This window comes from Priestia sp. 10L35 (assembly GCF_056395685.1).
Genome location: NZ_JBFTKA010000011.1, coordinates 1 through 19,423 on the forward strand (window position 1 = coordinate 1; position 19,423 = coordinate 19,423).

Genomic DNA, 19,423 nt, shown 5'->3' on the forward strand with positions numbered 1-19,423 from the left:
GTCAAATTGAGCTCTTTTAATTCCTGCAGCACTTCTTTTTTTAATTTGTACACCTTATCAAAGGAATGCTTTTGTTCAAACTCCTTCATTTTGGCCAAACGCTGTTCTTTCTCTTGAGGTGTTTCTTGCTTCAGCTGCTTTTCGACAGGGGCTTTTTCTGCTTCGGCTTCTTTTTTCGCTTCTTTAGAAGAATCTTTTTCATCTGATATGCCTAATTGGGCTAACAAGTTTTGTTTAAATAGCTGCTTATACTGTGTTTCTTCACTAGGCTGCTGCATAACTTCTAGTACTTCTTGTTTGTAATCTTCTTGATATCGGTCCTTCTCTTGTGTCTGTTTACGTGCTTGAAACTGATGAGAAAGCTCATTCTCCATACCTTTCAATTGGTCAGAGGTGAACTGCTTTTCCTTTAAGGCACTTGATTTCAACATGACATAATCGTTTTCTGCATTCACACGGGCTAACATGCTATCAATATCTTGAGGTTTCTCTTTGTCATGAGCCTGTAAAAACGTAATATAGCTTGTTTTGAGCTGCGTTTCTCGATCTTTCTCTAAAACAGGATTCACATCATGACTCTTCAAAAAATCAAGTGTTGTTGCACTTTCATAGGCTTGTTTTTGTCCTTTTTCATCGGTGGAAACAAGTAAAACCTGCGGTTTTTCCTCTCCTATAGCTGATTGTGTTAAGTAAACAGCGCCAGAAGGTATGTCTTGTAGTTGTTCACTACTCATATTGACCAAACGAGCTTCGATTTTTTCATTTTGTGGGTGTTTCATAAACTTCTTTAATTCTCGTTTATCGGAAATAAGTGTTTTAAATTGGTCATTTGAAAGAGATGTTACTTTTTTCATTGTCGATTCCTCCATTTAATTCATATTTGGACATAAAAAAAGAGAGCTTTTTATGCTCCCTTACCTTTCGAGTTCCTGTTCTTCTTTTTTCTTTTTGACGGTGCCTGTACGTTTTTGGAAGTGCATTTGATTACCCACTTCAACACGTTCTTGAAAAGTAAGAGATTGTTCTTGAACTTGACCATTCATGACCCCTTTCTCATTTTTAGTGATGTTCGAGTCGATCTGATGCTCAAGTTTCACGACTTCTTCCTTTGTCATCCATCCATTTTTAATCGCTTGTGTTTTGGTTGAATAATATTTTTCTTCAGCCGTGACACGATCTAAAATACTATCTACATTTTGTGCCGATTCCTGTTGCTGTTTTTGTTTATAATCTTCATATCCATCTTTCATTTTCTCTTGTACATTTTCAGAAGAAAGAGGATCTGCTTGCTGGTGTTTTTCATCGTTTTTTTCTGGTGACTGATTTTTTTCTCGTTCTTTCACTAAGGTATCTTCGATTATTTCAATAAAGCCAACGGACGTTTCATGTACCTCTTTTAAAAGCTTTGTTTTATCTTCAAAGCTCTTTCCTTTCGTCCAGTGCGACAGGTAATCCAACGAGTAAGAACTGGTGTCGATTCCAAAATAAGAGGAAACCGTATAAGCTGTCATTTCTGCCTGAAATTCTTTTTCGTCAGCTGTATAGTTTAGATGAGTGTCTTTGGTGTGAAGTTTCGCATGAGCCAATTCGTGTATCAACGTTTTTACATTTTGACGTTCAGAGTTACGGGGATTTAACGCAACTTCTTTCGTTAAGGTGTAACTGATCCCCTTTGCAGCTCCAAGCTCCTCTTTTGGTTGAATAATAGAAATACCATTCTTTTCGGCAATGGCTTCCATTCCTTTATAAAGTGCCTTGTAGTCGTCCACGTTGCCTTCTAACCAACGATTGGGGAATATCTTAGGTAAATCACTTGCTTTTGCATTTGTTTGTGAAATCTCAAAAACATGGCCGACTGAAAAGTACAGTCGGCCTGGAGTAACTTCTTTTTTCCCCTCTTGAATGAGCTTTTTTTCTTGAGGAGTAGCTTTATTAATAGACTTTAACTTTCCATTTTCATCTTTAAATTTAGGAACCGTTTTGTTTGGTACAAGGATCTTAATACCCTTTTCACCTTTATTGACTGAGAACCCTTTATCCTTCCAAAACTTAAATGATCCAACAGCTTGAGCACCAAAGAACTGTTCTTGAATAAGAGCTGTGTTCGACATGGAGTATTGATAAAACTTACCCATAAAAGATAAGTAGTCTTTTAATTCTTCGGCAGAATGAAAATGTTGCTCCACCTTTTTCTCCATCCCTTTCGTTAACTCTTCAACCTCTTTACGCTTATCTTCGGCTGATTTCTTTGTATAGGCTTTACTCATCTTCTCCCTCCTCTTCTTGATAGGAGATCCCCTTGAGCTCTTCTAATTCTTGTTCATACCAAGGTTCCTCTAAATCCACAAAAAGCTTCTGTGTTTTGATATTCATTGGCACCAACATATTTTCTTGATGCACCACATATTGATGAAACTCCTTCGCTTCTTCTGGACTTAAATTCACCTCTACCTCTTTGTCTTGATACTGTACAATGGCATGATCCTCTCCTACAGCTTTAATCGAAGCTAACACTAAATTTTCGTTAAAAAACATATGTCATTCCTCCTCTACATTTATAAAACTAGTTTTATATATATCCATCAATGAGATGGTTGTTTCCCTTTGGACTCTTCCCAATCAATTCGTTTTTGACGTTGATTTGCAATACGCTTCTCAACAGCTTCCTTCGCCACCTTTGTGCTATCTAACTCTTGTAAATCGGTTGTCATTAATCCATCAAAACCGTGATGGAAGAAAAGACCGTTCATATATTCAATTAAAATTTGTGTGTTTTTATCAGCACTATTTGCCCCAAGACGAATCTTTGTTAATTCATCTTTTAAAGCCTGATGTAAGTTGTTGCTAACCACTTCCGAAATATATTGCAATGACCATTCATTACTCTTAGCTTCTTTATGTTCCTTACAAATTTGAGCAATAGCTTCACCCGTAAACCCAATATTGTTTTCTTCCATATACGCTTGAATATATTGTTTTGTTTCTTCATTTAATGATAATTTCATACGTTGTTTATTCATTTAATAACTCCTCTCTTCTTCATGACGACGTTCAATATCTTTTTGCAATTGCTCATAATGTTTTTGGTTTTTCCAACTGTCATATTCTGATTTAAATGCTCGCTCCATCTTTTTTAATGCAAAATGAATAGAAACATGTTGATTAAAACTTGCAGGGCGTTTTGATTGTTTCTTGCTTTCTACCATTCTTTTAATCTGTTGCTGCTGCTTATCATAATCTTTCATTTCTTTTAAGAAAGCATTGCCCATTCGCTTATAAAGATCATCAATTTTTGTTTGCTTATAGTCCTTGTATCGCTTTTCATCTCCTTTTCCTTCTCCATACGCTTTCTTTAATTCCTCTACTTCTTTATCTAATTTTTTGAGTAATTGTTGATACTCAGTACGATGATACTTTTCAATATATTTTTGACTCAGCACATCAATAAATGGCTTCATTGGTTTTAATGTTCGGTAGCTATATTGCCACTGCCTTTTATCTTCTGGAAGATGATTATAGATCTGTAGAAACAGTGGTTGGATGTCTCGATTCTTCCATCTTAATGAAGAATCCTGCTTCTTTTTTCCGACCATATCATTTCGAATTAACTCATTTATTTTCTGCTGCTGCTCACCTCGATTTAAAATTTGATTCACGACTGTTGACTTCATCGCATCCAATGTTTTAGGTTTTCTTTTACCTCGCTCACGAGTAGGTTGTGGTTCCACTGTGGCAATATGAATATGAATGTTCCCAGTATTGTAGTGTATGGCAGCTGACCAAACAGCCGATCCATTTAACCTTTCCCTTTTAAGCATTTCCTTCATGGACTGACGGGTAATCTCCATTAATTTTTTCTCATCCACTGTATGAGTATGAGCGTCATATAAACCATTTTCTTGGAGCCAAGGATTATGAAATGTGATGACATCTTGCCACATAATACTGTTATTTTTTTGTGCTTTTTCAAACAACTTTTTTAATTGCTTTTTCCCCTGCGCATTCAATTGATCCGATTGTTCAGTAAACAAAGAAGATGTCTTATCAGGGTTATCCATATAATCTTGATAAAGAGTAAACAGTTTCTCATGGGCATCCTGTTCTTTTTTAGCATCATCTCGATCTACATAATCAACATAATCTTGAAAAGCCTTTTTATCAGATGTAACAAATTTTGTTTTCAACACTACGCCTGGAATAACAGTAGGCGCACTCATTCCTCATCCTCTCCCATCATATCTTCAATAAATCCATTGATTGTTTCAATTGCAACCGCACACCTTTCCATCATCTTTATATTTCGATCAATGAGACGTTCTAACTCTGCTTCACGATCTTTTTGTTCTTGAAAAACAGCCAATGTTTCAATCTGACCTTTTAAAAATTCTTGCCGAGAAATCTTTTTTTCTTTTGCGATTTTATCAATTTTTTTTAGTGCAACTGGATCAACATATCGAATTTTAATTTCCATTTTATCCGACCTCTCTTTTGTAGTAGTGCTCTTCCCCCTAAAAAGAGAGAAGAGCATAAGGGGTTTTTGCCCCCACCATAGGTGTGGGGCTAGGCAGAGCCTAGCAAAACCGTGGGTACAAAGAAAATCGCTAAATGTCCCCTTTACGTCCCCTTTTTTTGGTGTACGTCCCTTTTACGTCCCCTCTTAAAATCCCAATGTCCCCTTTATGTCCCCCTATTTTGGAGCCATGTCCCCTTTGCGTCCCCCTGTGTTTTTTCACTTTATGGCTAAATCTTGTTGTTTTTCATTCAATTTTTGGAGCTTTTCTTGTAAACTTTTTTGTTCATCTTCATAGAGCTGAATGCTTTCATCACTCGACTGAATGGCATCCTTTTTCATCGCAATTTTCGATTCGGTATCGGCTTTTTCCTCATTCACTTGGTACTTCATATCCCGTTGTAACTCGTTCATTTCTTGCTGCGTTTGACGTTTATGTTTGGCTTCTACTGTGATTGCTTTTTCATAGTTTTTCATTTTCTTTTTAACAAATTGTTTTTCTAAATCATTCACCAAAAGCGCATATTCTTGTTTGTTTTTTGTTCCTTTCCCTTCTTCACTTTTCGTTTTTCGTTGGTCAGAATAGAGCGTTGTAATTAATGCATGAGCATCTATTTCTTCTGTTGAATCTGTTTCTGAATCATTCGTTACATCATCCACATTTACCGTTTCTTTTTCTTCATTTTCTTGATATAGATCAAAGGCAAGTGCTTCCCAGTTTGGAGATAAATCGCTGATCCTTACCACATAATAGCCATCATCTTCATACAATAAATGAACAGGTAATTTGATGTTTGGATTCGCTTTTTCTTGTGCAATAAAGCTTACCTTTTCTTCATCTGTTCGATCCATTTTGATGACCATATCGAGTGAACTTGAAGCCGGATAATACACGCGATTTTCAATGGTTACGGTTCCCGTAATGTTGGAAGAAACCGCCTCATAGGTTTTGGTATGATATAACGGATCTTCTGTTTTTAAATAGAATTTCGATGTCAGTAAGGATAAAAAACCGATAAAGAAAAAGATCAACATTGCTGTATACTTCCATGACCGATTGCGATTTAAATTAAATCGATAATCTTCAAATTGCTTCTTAAATGCCATCTACTCCACCTCATTTCATGATTTCTGTTTTCAATTCTTCGATACTATAAACCACCCATTTATTCTCTTCTTTCCGTAGAGAAACTTTAATAATGTCATGCGTTTGATCGTCGACATTCTCATCTTTTATGACAAGATGATTCGTAAATTCAGCAATCACTTCGACCTCTTCTTGCCCTCCATCATATTGTTGAACATAAAGCTGTACATCCTTTGGAGTCGAGGTATAACTATCTCCATATACGAACTTTTCAGAAGGATAAAATTGCTCGTAAAGCTCTTTGTCCATGATCGATTTTGCGACCTTTTTCCGTTCCTCAAATCCCTCTTTTTCACGATGATAAGACACATCGATGAATTGATTAACCGTGTTTAAGTAATCTCGTTTTTGTTGTTCTTGGGCAGAAGGGCGAACTTCACTTAGTTGTTTTTTTAACTCTTTATTTTCTTCTTGTAAGCTCTCATTCGTGACTTGAATTTGTTTCGAAGCTGTTGTGTTGGAGATATTGTGGTTCAGGTAAATGTTGAAAATGGTTACGCCTGCCACCACAACGGCAAGCGCTCCAAATAGTAGTGCTGCTTTATTTTTCATCGCCTTTTCTCCTTTTAGAATCGTTTTACTCTTCCATTGAATCGTTCACCAAAATACGTTCCTTTTGCCATACTTGCGATGGCTACACCTGTTTTTCCTTGGCAGCCTAAAAACTGATTATTTCCAACATATATTCCGACATGGCCGTCTATCTTATAGGTGTCAAAAAACACCACATCCCCAGGCTTCATGTCTTTTGGATTAATCGCCTGCCCTTGCATTTTGAGTGTATCGGTTGTTACGCCTGACATTGGACCAACATTCATTCCTACCTGTTCGAATGCCCATCTGACAAAACTTGAACAATCAAAACGTCCTGCATTAATATCAGATTGAGAGCGTCCACCACCAAATACATAGCGTGTTTTACCAATCAACGTTTTGCCTGCGTCAATCACTTTCACACCCGATTTCCCACCACTTCCTCCACTCGCAGGAGCAGCCGGTTTCCCATCAGCTGTGATTGTTCCTGTGTAATACTTTAAAACCGCGTTAACGTACAAGGCGTCGCCATAACAGGCGCTGTACGGTACCATTTCAGGACGTACACAGTGATAAATTCCTGTATGTTTTACCTTTTGATATTGCAATTGTGAAAAAGAAATCGCTAACTCTGGTGTATATTTGCCTCCATTTTTCATGACATAATTGATAAATCCACCGCCAAAATTGTACGACTGAAGGCAGAGCTTCAAGTCATAACGCGCCTTTTCTAGTACACTTTTAAAATGCAAAACTCCTTTATCAACCGATAATTCAGGACTAGAAATACATCCAACTGATCCACAAAAGGACTCGCTACTTTGCATCGGATCGTTTCCTCTTCCTCCACTTTCTTGCATCATGAGTGCCATCATAATGGGCACATAAGAAGCATCTAGCCCATGTTTTTGTGCGTATTTTTCGAGCAAGGGTTGATACTTCATCACCTCTGGTGACACATTAGCCGTTCCTACGCCAATGCCTCCACCTTCAATCTCTGTCACTTCACTTTGTTGACTGTCTTTTTCAAATTCACCTGTAATGGCTACAATCGTACTCATGATTAAGAGGCCCGATAACCCTAACAGGATCAACGTGCCTCCAATCAAATATTTTTTGGGGATGAGCTGTAAAACGATATGCAAGGCTTATGCACCTCCACCGTACAGCACTTTTTCTTCCTCATCGATTTCAATATGAAACAGAATGTTTTTTACGGACTTAATACAAAGCAGCACATCCCCAATTGGTAGCTTTGGAATTTCAGCCAATTCGCTGTCCGTAATCCCTGTTTTAAACACTCGTTGAATCGTATCTAAGTTGTTATCATCCTGCTGCATGATGAATTTATATTGCGTTAAATCAAAAAGCTTTTTAATTTTTTCAATCGCTGTTTGTTCCGAACCATCCGGCACAAAGTCACTGATTAAATGACTTGCGTAGATTAAGCCTGCAAAGTATTTTCTAGCTTCTCGACTAAACTCTGTCAAGAAATCTAAGGCATGTTCATTGCCCTTTTTCGTGTTCACAATGTGGTGCGCCTCGTCGATGACAATCAAATAACGAATGGCATCTTCAAAGGATAATGTACCCTTCGTATAAGCTGCCAATTGTGGTTCTCCATTCTGCAGCATACCATCCCATAATAAACTCATGACGTTGAAAAGCTGTGCTTGTGCAATTTCATCTTTTAATTTTGATAAATGACGGATGGAGAAAAATACGACTTGTTCATCGTTGAAATCTTCAATGGTTGAAATGCCATCAAACAAATGAGCATATGTTTCAACCAAGTTTTCAATGTTCAGCTCAATCAGCTCAAGTCTACGTTTTCGATACTCTCCTAAGTTCGGATGGTGTTCTCTTGTTTTCTCATCGGTATATAACTCTTTTCGAATGAGGTGTAGAAACTCACTAAACGTTGGATAGGCTTCTGGTGAAAGCCCCGTAATGTGATTGCTTGCGCCTTTTTCATCGTTCCATAACTGCTTTTGAATATAGAGTTTACGAAGTAGCTTTTCATACTCTTTTAATTCATCATCTTTTGCTTCTGGTGCAATAAAACGATAAAAAACAGTTAATTTGGATAAATGCTGCGTAAAGCTATTAATCTCATGTTCATGTGTTTTAAATACCTGTAAAGGATTAATTTGCCCTTCCGATCCATCTAGGGCAATCTGTTTCCCTCCTAATTCTCTGACGAGACTTTCAAACTCTCCTACAATATCGAATCCTCGAATCTTATAGCCTTTAATCGCATTATCTGTGGTGACTTTCTTTAAAAACGTGGATTTACCTGCGCCCATTAAGCCCATCAACACCGCATTATAACTTTTTCGTTGTTGATCTTTATGAAACAAATCAAAGATGACGCTGCCACCTGTACGAGTTGTTCCTTGATACGTGCCGTATGGATCATCTAAGTGAGTAAAATGAAAAGGAAACCCTCCAGCTAGTGCTAATGCGGGGATTTCCTTTCCTTTTCGCTTATTGGGGTATTTCTTTTGCATGTCAAAATGCGTCACTAACGATTCCCACTCATACTCTTGTTCATTTAAGAAAATGGATCCTCTGAAGTTATGCGTTTCAAGATGATGAATGACTTCTTTTAATCGCTTTTCTAAATCAGGAATCGTTTTTTCAGCAATATAAATGCGAAGGTGAACACGTTTGATCACTTCTCCATTTGTCACTTGGCGATATAACTCTTTCATATCTAAATACTGTTCTTGAGCATCCATTCGATCAATATTTTCTTTGGCATTCACATGCCGTGCATTTTGTTCAGACATGTTTTTATTAATGGCTTCTACGACTTGTTTTCGCTCATCGCTTACCACATCTAACGTGGTAATGGCATTTGGCATATTCATGATCGGTTCCAGCCAAAAATCATTCACGTTTGTTGGATACTCATAAATGTGAATACACGTCGAGTAACCATCTCCGTTTTGAACAAGATTTTCTTTAAAGCTCACGCCTCCTTGCGGCTGAATCTGTGCCACAAAATAGGGATTGTATCCTTTTTTCTGTTTGATTTCTTGAGGTGTTTTTTCTTTTTTACGGAAAGGTAAAGGCATCATCGGTTTATCATCCTTTCTTATTGTTTATTGCCAAGCTTGGCATTTTGATTGTAGAGTTTGTAAAGAAGATTGATTTGTTTTTCGTCCGAAACAGGCAACAGAGGGACAGCCAGTTGAACATCTCGCATAAATTGATCTTTTCGTTCTTTTACAGCAAGTTCAGTCGGTCCATATAGAAAAAGAAAGTATTCTCGATTGGTTCGCCCCCATTCTAAATATTGAAGCTCTTTTAATTTCTTTCGTAAGAAACGAAGAGATAACGCATTTGGGGCTTCTCGAATCTTCTTTTCAAGGTACTGTTGTTGCTTTTGGGTTGAAACGGGCAAGTTTAATGAGATGATTTTAAAAGGATCTTTGTCGCCCTGATATGTTTTAGCCAGTGTATAAATATTGCGTCCTGCCTCTTGGTCATGCATGGCATTGATATCTGTACTTTGAAGCTGCCAGATTCCAAAAAATCCTCCATCATCTTTTAGCTGAAATAACCCACTATCTGTTTGATCGATGATGGGAATAATATCAGCCACACTTTTCTTTACCTCCGGTAGTTTTTCTTTCTTTTTTTCCTTTTTAGCCCTTGGAGGTTGTAACAGAGAAAAAGGATTCTTTTTCTTTGTTTGAGCGATCCGTTTATCAATTTCCTTTTCATCAAAGAGAAGAGATTTACTTCTCTGTTCCTCTTTTTTTATGGGATTTACTGACTTTACTTGCTCATTTTTCAATACTTTTTCATTGAACAACACCATATTACTTATCCCCCTTGTAACTTTTGAATAGAGCTTGATTAAATTGTTAGTAGTCATCTGAAACCATAGACAAAAAGAAAGAACGTGTTTCAATGAAAACACGTTCTGACTATACGTTGTTATACTATTTGTTTAGTAAAAATATTTGGTTCCGAAAAATGAAATAACTAATAAACCATGGTTCCTCTAATTTTCTTTATTCTCACGTATTAATTTATCACGATCAATAAATTGAGGAGGTTTCTCCATCCAAGAACGCTCAATTAACATATTCGCTCCATCTTCAGCATAGGCTCCTGATTTCATAATAAATTTACTATAAAGAGCTGCTAAATCATGCCGTATACTTAAGGACATAGCACTTCCATATGTTGCAACTCCAAGAGCACACAATGCATTAACAAAACAAAGCATAACCTGCTCTGAATAAGGAGCGACAGTAGAGTCCGTGACACACGTATCCCACGTCATTGAGGCAGGAATATCACTTTCATGCAACATCTTATGAGTATTATAGAGAATATCTGAAGTAATTTTCGTGCCACGTATAAAATGTTTTTTTATTTCAATATCCTTTGCTACCTGAGAAAACCCTAAAAGGATATCCTTCCCTAATTCATTATTAAGTGATGTCATATATAAATGAGAGGTTTCCAGTGCAAGTAAAGATCGTTTGTGCCCAAACCATCCGGTCAGAAATTTCTGCTCTGTTACAAACTCTACTTCCTTTGGATAATCCATATAAGGTGGCCGAATAAAGACACCTTTTTCCTTCATGACTTCTCGTGTATCACCATTAAGACTAATAGCCTCTTCCACATAGTTATGGAATAAATGATGGATATCTTTCCGACAGGCCAATGTAATACCACCTGCATGTGCAGTCATCCCAAATTTACTCATGTGTAGAAGATATGCCATATAAAAAACATCTGTAAAAAGACGGGGCGCACTTAATTTAACGTGTTTTTCTACTGGAAACCCAACGGGTTTAGGAATTCCCTCTTTTTGAAAAATCGTTTCTATTTCTACTAGGTGCCTTTGAGCTACGTTAATTGTTTCCTCTAAAAGAGGTTTTACATCAGAGTCTTCCACCGTTTGTAAAAAATGTGTGACCATACAAATATTTAAACTATCATTCATATAAGTATTCCAAAGATTTGAGATTTCAGCGCTTGCAAGACGCGATGATTTATTCATTTCTACCATATATTATCCTCCATTCATGTTTATAATTTACATAATTTGCTAATAATAAACATGAAGTTTGAGACTTTTAACTTGGACTCTCCATTCAGAACCATCCTCTCTACCAAGGATGGTTTTTTCTTATTTATGATAAGCTCCTTTTTATTCTTGATCTCGATCAATGGCACAATACGTGTTCTTCTTCCGTACCAATGCAAGCAATAACGCCTCATACATCCGTTTTTTAGGGTTTGTACTTGGTCTAACGATCATCAATAGCCCAAATATGCCCATGAAGATATAAAAGGGAATTTGAAGTATAGGATGAATAAAAAAACGTAACATCATCGTGACCATAAGTAAGCCAATAATGAACAACAAATCGAAGAGATAAAGTGATTTATTAATCTTTAATTCCGTCGAGATTTCTTTCGGAATGTTATAGTTTGCCATGATTCTTCTCCTCCCTATAAAAAAGAGAAGTAACGCTTGTTACTTCTCTTCTGGTTTATTTCGTTTCTTTGATCCAAGATTTCGTAAATCTCGCCCTGTATTTCGTCCAATTTGATAAGAACGTTTTGTTTTGTGGATTGTTTGCGAATTATCAATACGTTCTTTTACCTTTCCTACCCCTCCCTTAAAGTTATCTTTTACCACTTGTGCAATATTGCGTGTTTCTATCCGGTTCTGATTTGGCATTGGAATATCGTCTGTTGAAGCAGGAACTGTGTCTTTTTCAATCTGTTGTTTTCCTTGGCGAGGTTCCTGTGTAGCTGCCACTTGTGCTTGGGCTTGATCCATCCCTGTCGGCATGGAAACAGACGGTTCTCTTGTTGGTGTAGGATAACTTACACTTTCTACAGAAGATCCAATACCTTCACTTGTACTTCCACCGTAACCGGAAGTTTGGATTTCCTCATAAACAGGCGTACTCACACTTCCTACAGAGGAGCTGCCTCCATTTGTACTTCCACTATGACCAGAAGCTTGCATTTCACCATGTAGAGCAGTACTTGCCTTTCCTACAGAAGAGCTGCCTCCATTTGTGCTTCCACTATGACCGGAAGCTTGCATTTCACCATGTAGAGGGGTACTTGCCTTTCCTACAGAAGAGCTGTCTCCATTTGTACTTCCACTATGACCGGAAGCCTGCATTTCACCATGTAGAGCAGTACTTGCCTTTCCTACAGAAGAGCTGCCTCCATTTGTGTTTCCACTATGACCAGAAGCCTGCATTTCATCATGTAGAGAAGCACTTCCACTTTCTACAGAAGATCCAGTACCTTCACTTGCCCTTTCACTTTGATCAGAAGCTTGCATTTCATCATGAAGTGAAGCACTTCCACCTTCTACAGAAGATCCAATACCTTCACTTGTGCTTTCACTTTGACCAGAAGCTTGCATTTCATCATGTAGAGAAGCATCCCCACCTTCTACAGAAGATCCAATACCTTCATTTGCACTTTCACCATAACCAGAGGCTTGCATTTCGTCATGTAGAGATGTATTTCCACCTTCTACAGAGGAAGTTGATCCCTGACTATCAGTAGAAACACCTGCTACTTGCATCTCATCTTGTAAAGAGCTGCCTTGCCCCGCCCCTTTTCCTTCCGAAGAATTTCCTTCAGTATTTTTACCTCCTTCTTGTTTTTCAGTAGAAGATAATCCCTGTTGTTGAGCCTTTTGCTCATTTCCTTCGTTTTGACCTTTAGAGGCAGCGTTTCCTTTCTCACCTGCCATTCCTGCCTTTTTCATTTCTTCATGCAGAGCTGGTTGTTTTTCTTTATTTCCTTGTGTAGCTAACCCTTTACCAAAACCTCCAACTCCTGCTGCTGTCTGAAGAGCGCCACTACCAAGACCTTTTCCTACATTACCAACACCTTTTGCAAGATTGGTTCCTCCTTTTACGGTTCTACCTATCATGCCAATACCACTTTCAATTCCTTTTGCCATCGCAAAACCTCCTGCAATAGCGCCCCAACCACTTTTCAAGCCAGCATCAATGCCAAAGAGACGTTCACACATTACAGGCCCATCTACAACGGCAATACTAAAGGCAATCAATGCGATCAGGTATGGAATACCTTCTAGCTTATCGCTAATAAAGACGGTTCCCATTAAATAGACCTTCATGGATATAAAAATCATGATCGTCACAAGGAATGTATTCACGATATTCTTTAGAACGGCTTTTAACTTCTGCCCATCTGCAACATCGGCAGGCGCGACTAGTTGGGCTAAAATCGCATTGAATCCTAGCTCATAACATAATTTTGCCAACTTAATAGACGTAAATAACAACGTCATCCCTATCACAAAAAGGGAAATAGCAATTGTCCAGAAGTTCCATGACCATCGATAATATAGTTCTGGAAAGAAATCGAACCAACCATTATCTAGCTCTGCAACTCCATCTTTTCCATCTGGTGTCAAAGCAGTCTTATGCGTGATTATGTCTTTTCCATCAGCACTTAATTCTTTGTCTTTAGAAACTTTAAATTTATCATCAATCTTCTCAGTAATATCAATCATCATAATATTTTTTTGTGGCACTTTATTCGATTTTTTTAATTTGGGACTCTTCCACTTCGTAAGATCAAATTGTGCTACATCTGTTAGATTACTTTTAATAATCTTTTCACTTACCGTGCCTTTTTCATTCAAATCAACGGCTTCAATGGCTTGATCGGTGAATTTATCAGCCTTTAACATGCTTGTGTTTAATAAAAGTAAGACGGCCATCGAAATAAAAATGTTAATCATAATCTGTTCTCGATTGACTTTCTTCTGAATAATCAACATGTAGCCGATATACAGAAAGGAAAAGGCCAGTAACACATATAAAAAGGGTTGAATTTTCGTAATAAAGTCTTGAATGTCAGGTGAATTAAAAAACGCTTTAACGCCTAATACACTGTCTGTAATCCCTTCTAGTCCATCCACTAGAAACGAAAGAACTTGAATACATCCCCACCCCAATTTCCGTAATAAATAAGTGAGGATATTTCCAACATCTAAGTACTCCGAAAACTCATGTAGCTTTTCAAGAATTTCTTCATCTTTCATCTACTCATCTCCTTATGCACGCATTACATGCCTTGAAACAACGTATCAACGGTTATTTCTAATCGTTCATCCAGAGGAGAAACACGAATTTGTACAGGTGCTTCTCCTTCCTGCCCTTTTTCCAAGTGTATAGTGCCATCTAGTAAGCCAATTAACACCTGATGCCCTTCCTTCACAATTGGTGCATAGTCCTCCAAAATACGCTCTAATTCCTTTGAAATACTTGTCATTCTTTCTCCCCCTTTTGGTATTAAGCTTCTTGTTCTTCCATCTCATGTTTCAAATTTCTAATAATGGTATTTATTTTCGTTTGAAGAAGTTGGTAGACATTTTTATTCAATTGGTCATTAACTCCTAGCATATTTAATTCCTCTTCAAAATCACTCATGGACTGTTGCTCAATCTCTTCCACCGTTTTATTCATTGCTTTTGGTAAGTGTACTTTTAAAGCAGTAGAAACGTTCTTATCTCCACCTAAGAACTCTTTGACTGTCTTAGTTTTATAGTTCTCATACGTTAGAGGAGTAAACGGATCGTCGGCTAGTTCCTCTTCTTTTTCAACCGATGGAGGTTGTGATTGAAAAGGAAAGAAATTATGAATCACCAAGGATCTTGGATTGACTTGTTCATGTAAAGACGAAATATCAATATCTAGAATCGAACGATCCGTGTCAAAGTCCTCTCCGAGGTATTCCCAACGGTATTTCAACGCTGTTTTTCCAGTGTTATAAATCGGATGTGCTTTAATTCTCTGACGTGCTTTATCTTGACGTTTTACCACACGCACAACCACACTTTCTCCTTCTTTAAGTTCCATTAACTCATTTGGTGTTAATAATGGTTTTCCATCCACTCCCTCTGTTTTGCTTTTATCCGTTGATAACCCTTTCCCACTTCGAGAGGTAGAATTGATGGTACCGTCCCCTAATTTTTGTGAAATGGTCTTCGCTGTTTCATAGTTATTGCTTAAGATGTAAATCGTATTCCCACAGTTTCCTTCAATCGTTTCAGCATCATCTCCATATTTATTTTTTAGTTGTGCATAGGCTTGAATCACTAAGTTAAAACGTATGTTTCGTCCTAAACAAACCGTGATAATGTTGGACATTCCCTCGATTGCCGGCATATTTCCGAACTCATCAAGTAAAAAAATGACTTCTCGATGACACTTGTTTCCTTTCGCTAATGAAGCATTTTTGGCGAGTATATAATACAACTGACGAACAAAAATGGAGGCAATAACGTGATTACTAGAATCATAATCCGGTGTGACCATGAAAATAGCGATTGGTTTTGTAAAACATGTCACTTCTTTTACATGAATACTTGGATGTTGCTTTTTCACTGTAAACGTCGTAACTCCTGTTTCCCTCGTGATCCTATTAATCGATATAACGGTTTCAAGCCTCGATGAAGTAACAATTTTATCACTGAACTTTTCCGTTAATATAATTTCATCATTCTGCTTTACTTCACTTGTAAAGTTGAATTCAAATAACCCTTTGGCATCGGTTTTAATGGTTTCTTTTTGACCATCTGGAAAGGTCATTTCTAAGCGAGTAAGAGGTGCTGCTTTTCCTTTGATTGTTTTTCCAAAGCCCACACGTTTTAAATCAACGCTATTTTTAGAAGTCATCTTGGCGATTTCATCAAACGTAAAAATGGATAACCCATTCATCGTTTGAGTAAAGATCCCGCCCCTTGTTGTACCTTTTGAAAAGTTCGATGTCGCATACTGCATTTTGGCCACACTTTCTGTTGGCAGCCCATCAAAGTACAAATCTAACGCATTTTGCGTATCTCCTTTTTTATTAATGACAACCTCTTTCGAGCCTAACTCCGACAACATATTTGCCACCGTGTACATCGTGATTTTATTCTCTTCCTTTTCCTTAATACACTTATCTGTAACAGCGAGAATCATAGCGTTACATAAACTCATGGCACATTGTTGCCAGAACGGATCTTTCGCATTTGGATTGTAGTAAAGCGTGTAGGATAATGTATTACATAACGCTTGAGCTGTTGAGTAATCGCCATCTTTATATGTTTCTTTAATCATTTCCAACAGGTTATAACTCATCGATTCTAATGGGTTAAGTAAGTTTAGAACCTCAACATGATAGCCTCTTTCCTCTAGTGTGTTTTTAGAAGCTGCGAGCAACTCGCCTTTGGGATCATTGCACACTAGGGAAGGCTGGTTTTCAGCTCGTGAGTAGATATCAATCGTTGGAAAAACAAAGGTTTCCCCTTTCCCTGATCGTGTAATCCCGATGATTAAATTATTAACGGGTGTGTCATCAATCAGCATGTAATTTTTCTTTGTAAAGAACCGATGTGTGTGGAGAAGCTTCTGTATTCCCTTTAAAGCTTTGTACTCTTTCCATGTTTGAATCAGGTCATAGGATTGAATACGCGAAACAGGTACGCCACCTCCACCTTGATACGTTGTCGTTTTTTCAGGTACTTTTCGATATTGCTTTTTTAGTTCACGTCTTGTGGTAAATCGCCCCGATCCTTTTTGATTGTGGTTTAAATCTTTGAGGTTGGATCGAATGTTGTAAGCAAATTTTGCCGTTAATAAGGCTGCCACTAGACACATCGCCCCATATAAAGGTGTGTACTGTTGAAGATGAATCTCTGTCAAAAAAGATGCTTCTAGATGAAATGGCTGCGGCTCAAATACATCACTAAACGTTGTTCGAATCAGGTTTCGCATCATATTAAACAGAAAGTTCAAAATGAGAAGAATAGATACAAAAAAACAAGCACTTAAAGGAATAAGTACTTGTTTTTCAGCGAACACATATTTTATCGACTTATTAGGTTGCATCTCTCATTACCTCCTGGTCAATCTGATCAGAGGTAGGAATGACATAATAGGAACTAGATGAAAGAGAAAAGAAAGTTTGATCTCTTGCCTCATATTGATGTTGAAGGTAACGAAAAGCTGTGTTAATATCCCATTGCACCTCTTTCATGTCCTCTTCTGTCACCATATATGCTTCATTTCGAATTAAGTCGTCTCTTTCTTGTTGAGTGAGCTTGGAGATATTAATAGGTGGCATAGTTGGTTTCGTGCATAATCGAAACTTAAACGCATATTTAAGAAAATCATCTGTAATAGAGATCGAATCGGCATTTTTAAAAATAATGACAATCTGATTCTCTAAAAGAATGACATTATGGACACTGTTCGCAATACGTTGGGCATGAAGTTGAGTCGTGTGAAAAATGCCTAGTTCAATTTCGAGAAACAGATCCTCTTCATAATACTCAACCCCTACCACAAAGGCTTGCTTCTGGTTTTTCACTTTCGTTCGTGTATACATCCTATCCATCCTTTCTTATAAATTTTTTAAAGCTTCTTCTTGTTTCTTCTGTTGATCCGTTAAAGATTGGATTTTCTTTTCATCTTTTGGATCTTTCTTCTTTTCCTCCTCCACTTGTTTTTTCGTCTCTTCTACCTCCTTCTTTGTTTTCTCATAGGTTTCTATTTTTTGATTCAATTCTTGGTTTTGAATATGAGCTGCCTCTTCTTTGGCCTCCTTTACTTTATCAAGCTTCAAGTATCCATAAGCCTTCATTTCATACCGTTTATCAGTCATTTCTACTCCTGATTGACGCATCATATCTTCCCATCGTTGTTCGTGATAGGCAAGATCAAAGGCTCCATTTGGAGAAGGAAACGTTTGTTGAAACTCTTTTAACGCATTGACATCTCCCTTCTTTGAAATCATGCTTTCCACTACTTCTGGATGGTCTCCCTGAAGCTGAACAGCTTCCTCATACTTTTTTCGATCGACGAGAAGGCTCATATAAACGTTTTTTTGTTCTTTCGTGAGGCTTTGTTCGTTAATAGAAGAAAGTCGTTTTAAAGCCCCTTCTGAATCCCCTAAAAGCGCCCTTTCATATGTCCCTGTTATTTTTTGTTCCAGTTTGACTTGTTTTTGTAAATCTTGAATGGTTTCAGCTCGATCTTGGGAAGTAGCCACTGTTGAAAAACACGTTGCTGAAAGGATAAGAAGGGATAAAACCCCTCCACTATAGATCAACCTTCGATTACGAGTAGAAATAACAGGTGTTTGAGTCTTTTGCATATGATCCTCTGTTTCTTCCTCTAAAGAAAACGAACCATCTGTTGTTTTCAGATGGTCCGGTACTTCCTTTTCCAATTGTTCAAGAAAACTTCTCTTTCGAGCTTCCTGTATATCGTCCATTTTTAAAGAGCTCAACTTTTTCTTAATATGATCGACTATATGGCGACTATGACCTAATCCAATAGACAATGTTCCTGCATATACCTCTTGATCTTCCTCATCGAGGATAAAAAAATCGGCATGAGCTTTTTTCTTCGTACGCTGATAGTGGGTTTCTAATGTATCTGTCATCTCACAAGCATCCGGAATTGATAACTTTTGAAATGGCTTCAGCTCTTTTGTTTCACTTTTTATAAACATGACAGACAGCATGTTTCTCCATTCCTTTCTTCTAAAAATGAGCATAGAAAAAAGCTATACAATAGACTGTATAGCTTTCTTAGCTCCCGAATCGGATATTTGTATTTACACCTTCAGCTAATGCATAAGCACCCATCACGACCACTAAACCAACTGCGCCCCCAACAAACCATGCGATACATTTATGACGACCTCGTTCTCCCCCTAATATTAAGTGATAACCACCTACACAAAAGGCAAGAGCTGCCGCAACCATTGCAATACGCTGCATCCATTTAATAATGGACTTTCCACTTTCAATGAGGCCCGACATGCCATCTGCCGCCCCAAGGGTTAAATGCGAAGTTAACTGCGTCATATCAACGCTATTCAATAAATCTAACATGTGCTTCACTCCTCTTTTTCGTTAATTTTGTGTTACTGGAATGCTTTGTGGTCTTATAGAAACTTGTTCAGCTACCTTCGGTTCGCTTTTCTCCCCCTCCTCCTCTTCTTCTTGACCTGTAAAGGCACTTAATGCTTGAAGAATTAAATCTTGGTTTTCTTCAATGAATTGTTGATGTTGTTGATGTAGCCAGTCGTTGTATTTGTTTCCATTCACTTTTAGTAACTTTTCCACGAGATCTTTTGATTTCTTTAATTCCTTTTGGGAGATCGTCAAGATACCACCACCTTTCAAAGTTGACCTC

Annotated in this window: 18 protein-coding genes and 2 pseudogenes; all 20 read right to left on the minus strand. The window is 37.6% G+C overall.

Features of this window, described 5'->3' with window-relative positions:
- A pseudogene (locus tag AC1DEF_RS25235) lies at positions 1-854 on the minus strand (hypothetical protein); the annotation flags it as partial.
- Positions 855-1,292: 438 nt separating this feature from the next.
- Positions 1,293-2,267 (minus strand): annotated as a pseudogene (locus tag AC1DEF_RS25240) (ArdC-like ssDNA-binding domain-containing protein); the annotation flags it as partial.
- On the minus strand, positions 2,260-2,535 hold the full coding sequence (locus AC1DEF_RS25245; RefSeq protein ID WP_477727573.1) for a hypothetical protein: 276 nt from the start codon (positions 2,533-2,535) through the stop codon (positions 2,260-2,262). The gene AC1DEF_RS25245 and the pseudogene AC1DEF_RS25240, both read right to left, overlap by 8 nt.
- A 47-nt stretch (positions 2,536-2,582) precedes the next feature.
- Entirely contained in the window at positions 2,583-3,020 is a 438-nt protein-coding gene (locus tag AC1DEF_RS25250) for a hypothetical protein (protein WP_477727574.1), read from the minus strand.
- Positions 3,021-4,217, minus strand: a complete 1,197-nt coding sequence (gene mobP2, locus AC1DEF_RS25255; RefSeq protein ID WP_477727575.1) for a MobP2 family relaxase — start codon at positions 4,215-4,217, stop codon at positions 3,021-3,023. It abuts the gene before it with no gap.
- Complete coding sequence (locus AC1DEF_RS25260; protein WP_477727576.1) at positions 4,214-4,471, minus strand: hypothetical protein; 258 nt, start codon at positions 4,469-4,471, stop codon at positions 4,214-4,216. The genes mobP2 and AC1DEF_RS25260 overlap by 4 nt, the downstream gene beginning before the upstream one ends.
- 258 nt (positions 4,472-4,729) lie before the next feature.
- Positions 4,730-5,617 carry a hypothetical protein gene (locus tag AC1DEF_RS25265; RefSeq protein WP_477727577.1) on the minus strand — a complete coding sequence of 296 codons (888 nt, stop codon included), beginning with the start codon at positions 5,615-5,617 and terminating at the stop codon, positions 4,730-4,732.
- A gap of 10 nt (positions 5,618-5,627) precedes the next feature.
- Positions 5,628-6,209 (minus strand): MerR family transcriptional regulator, encoded by a 582-nt coding sequence (locus AC1DEF_RS25270; protein ID WP_335707763.1) that lies wholly within the window; start codon positions 6,207-6,209, stop codon positions 5,628-5,630.
- 14 nt (positions 6,210-6,223) lie between these two features.
- A complete protein-coding gene (locus AC1DEF_RS25275; RefSeq protein WP_477727578.1) occupies positions 6,224-7,336 on the minus strand; it encodes a bifunctional lytic transglycosylase/C40 family peptidase in 1,113 nt (370 codons plus the stop codon).
- A 3-nt stretch (positions 7,337-7,339) separates the two neighbouring features.
- Entirely contained in the window at positions 7,340-9,271 is a 1,932-nt protein-coding gene (locus AC1DEF_RS25280) for a VirB4 family type IV secretion system protein (RefSeq protein ID WP_477727618.1), read from the minus strand.
- Between the two features lie 20 nt (positions 9,272-9,291).
- Positions 9,292-10,020: a hypothetical protein gene (locus AC1DEF_RS25285; protein ID WP_477727579.1), complete on the minus strand. Its 729-nt coding sequence runs from the start codon at positions 10,018-10,020 to the stop codon at positions 9,292-9,294.
- Between the two features lie 186 nt (positions 10,021-10,206).
- Entirely contained in the window at positions 10,207-11,229 is a 1,023-nt protein-coding gene (locus tag AC1DEF_RS25290) for a DUF3231 family protein (RefSeq protein ID WP_477727580.1), read from the minus strand.
- 141 nt (positions 11,230-11,370) lie between these two features.
- Complete coding sequence (locus tag AC1DEF_RS25295; protein ID WP_477727581.1) at positions 11,371-11,661, minus strand: DUF5592 family protein; 291 nt, start codon at positions 11,659-11,661, stop codon at positions 11,371-11,373.
- A 39-nt stretch (positions 11,662-11,700) separates the two neighbouring features.
- Positions 11,701-14,274 carry a pLS20_p028 family conjugation system transmembrane protein gene (locus AC1DEF_RS25300; protein ID WP_477727582.1) on the minus strand — a complete coding sequence of 858 codons (2,574 nt, stop codon included), beginning with the start codon at positions 14,272-14,274 and terminating at the stop codon, positions 11,701-11,703.
- Positions 14,275-14,297: 23 nt separating this feature from the next.
- The gene (locus tag AC1DEF_RS25305; protein ID WP_029325363.1) at positions 14,298-14,504 is read right to left on the minus strand and encodes a hypothetical protein; all 207 of its coding nucleotides are present in this window, start codon (positions 14,502-14,504) and stop codon (positions 14,298-14,300) included.
- A 20-nt stretch (positions 14,505-14,524) separates the two neighbouring features.
- A complete protein-coding gene (locus AC1DEF_RS25310; protein WP_477727583.1) occupies positions 14,525-17,107 on the minus strand; it encodes a VirD4-like conjugal transfer protein, CD1115 family in 2,583 nt (860 codons plus the stop codon).
- A complete protein-coding gene (locus AC1DEF_RS25315; protein WP_477727584.1) occupies positions 17,097-17,606 on the minus strand; it encodes a hypothetical protein in 510 nt (169 codons plus the stop codon). The genes AC1DEF_RS25310 and AC1DEF_RS25315 overlap by 11 nt, the downstream gene beginning before the upstream one ends.
- Positions 17,607-17,621: 15 nt before the next feature.
- Complete coding sequence (locus AC1DEF_RS25320) at positions 17,622-18,779, minus strand: hypothetical protein (RefSeq protein WP_477727585.1); 1,158 nt, start codon at positions 18,777-18,779, stop codon at positions 17,622-17,624.
- 34 nt (positions 18,780-18,813) lie between these two features.
- The gene (locus AC1DEF_RS25325) at positions 18,814-19,119 is read right to left on the minus strand and encodes a hypothetical protein (RefSeq protein WP_371400020.1); all 306 of its coding nucleotides are present in this window, start codon (positions 19,117-19,119) and stop codon (positions 18,814-18,816) included.
- 21 nt (positions 19,120-19,140) lie between these two features.
- Positions 19,141-19,395, minus strand: coding sequence for a hypothetical protein (locus AC1DEF_RS25330; RefSeq protein WP_477727586.1), 255 nt, complete (start codon positions 19,393-19,395; stop codon positions 19,141-19,143).
- Between the last annotated feature and the right edge of the window lie 28 nt (positions 19,396-19,423).

Excerpts from the sequence above, each read along its gene's own strand:
- AC1DEF_RS25245 (WP_477727573.1), bottom strand. The coding sequence starts at position 2,535 with ATGTTTTTTAACGAAAATTTAGTGTTAGCTTCGATTAAAGCTGTAGGA.
- AC1DEF_RS25250 (WP_477727574.1), bottom strand. The coding sequence starts at position 3,020 with ATGAATAAACAACGTATGAAATTATCATTAAATGAAGAAACAAAACAA.
- mobP2 (WP_477727575.1), bottom strand. The coding sequence starts at position 4,217 with ATGAGTGCGCCTACTGTTATTCCAGGCGTAGTGTTGAAAACAAAATTT.
- AC1DEF_RS25260 (WP_477727576.1), bottom strand. The coding sequence starts at position 4,471 with ATGGAAATTAAAATTCGATATGTTGATCCAGTTGCACTAAAAAAAATT.
- AC1DEF_RS25265 (WP_477727577.1), bottom strand. The coding sequence starts at position 5,617 with ATGGCATTTAAGAAGCAATTTGAAGATTATCGATTTAATTTAAATCGC.
- AC1DEF_RS25270 (WP_335707763.1), bottom strand. The coding sequence starts at position 6,209 with ATGAAAAATAAAGCAGCACTACTATTTGGAGCGCTTGCCGTTGTGGTG.
- AC1DEF_RS25280 (WP_477727618.1), bottom strand. The coding sequence starts at position 9,271 with ATGCCTTTACCTTTCCGTAAAAAAGAAAAAACACCTCAAGAAATCAAA.
- AC1DEF_RS25285 (WP_477727579.1), bottom strand. The coding sequence starts at position 10,020 with ATGGTGTTGTTCAATGAAAAAGTATTGAAAAATGAGCAAGTAAAGTCA.
- AC1DEF_RS25290 (WP_477727580.1), bottom strand. The coding sequence starts at position 11,229 with ATGGTAGAAATGAATAAATCATCGCGTCTTGCAAGCGCTGAAATCTCA.
- AC1DEF_RS25295 (WP_477727581.1), bottom strand. The coding sequence starts at position 11,661 with ATGGCAAACTATAACATTCCGAAAGAAATCTCGACGGAATTAAAGATT.
- AC1DEF_RS25300 (WP_477727582.1), bottom strand. The coding sequence starts at position 14,274 with ATGAAAGATGAAGAAATTCTTGAAAAGCTACATGAGTTTTCGGAGTAC.
- AC1DEF_RS25305 (WP_029325363.1), bottom strand. The coding sequence starts at position 14,504 with ATGACAAGTATTTCAAAGGAATTAGAGCGTATTTTGGAGGACTATGCA.
- AC1DEF_RS25310 (WP_477727583.1), bottom strand. The coding sequence starts at position 17,107 with ATGCAACCTAATAAGTCGATAAAATATGTGTTCGCTGAAAAACAAGTA.
- AC1DEF_RS25315 (WP_477727584.1), bottom strand. The coding sequence starts at position 17,606 with ATGTATACACGAACGAAAGTGAAAAACCAGAAGCAAGCCTTTGTGGTA.
- AC1DEF_RS25320 (WP_477727585.1), bottom strand. The coding sequence starts at position 18,779 with ATGCTCATTTTTAGAAGAAAGGAATGGAGAAACATGCTGTCTGTCATG.
- AC1DEF_RS25325 (WP_371400020.1), bottom strand. The coding sequence starts at position 19,119 with ATGTTAGATTTATTGAATAGCGTTGATATGACGCAGTTAACTTCGCAT.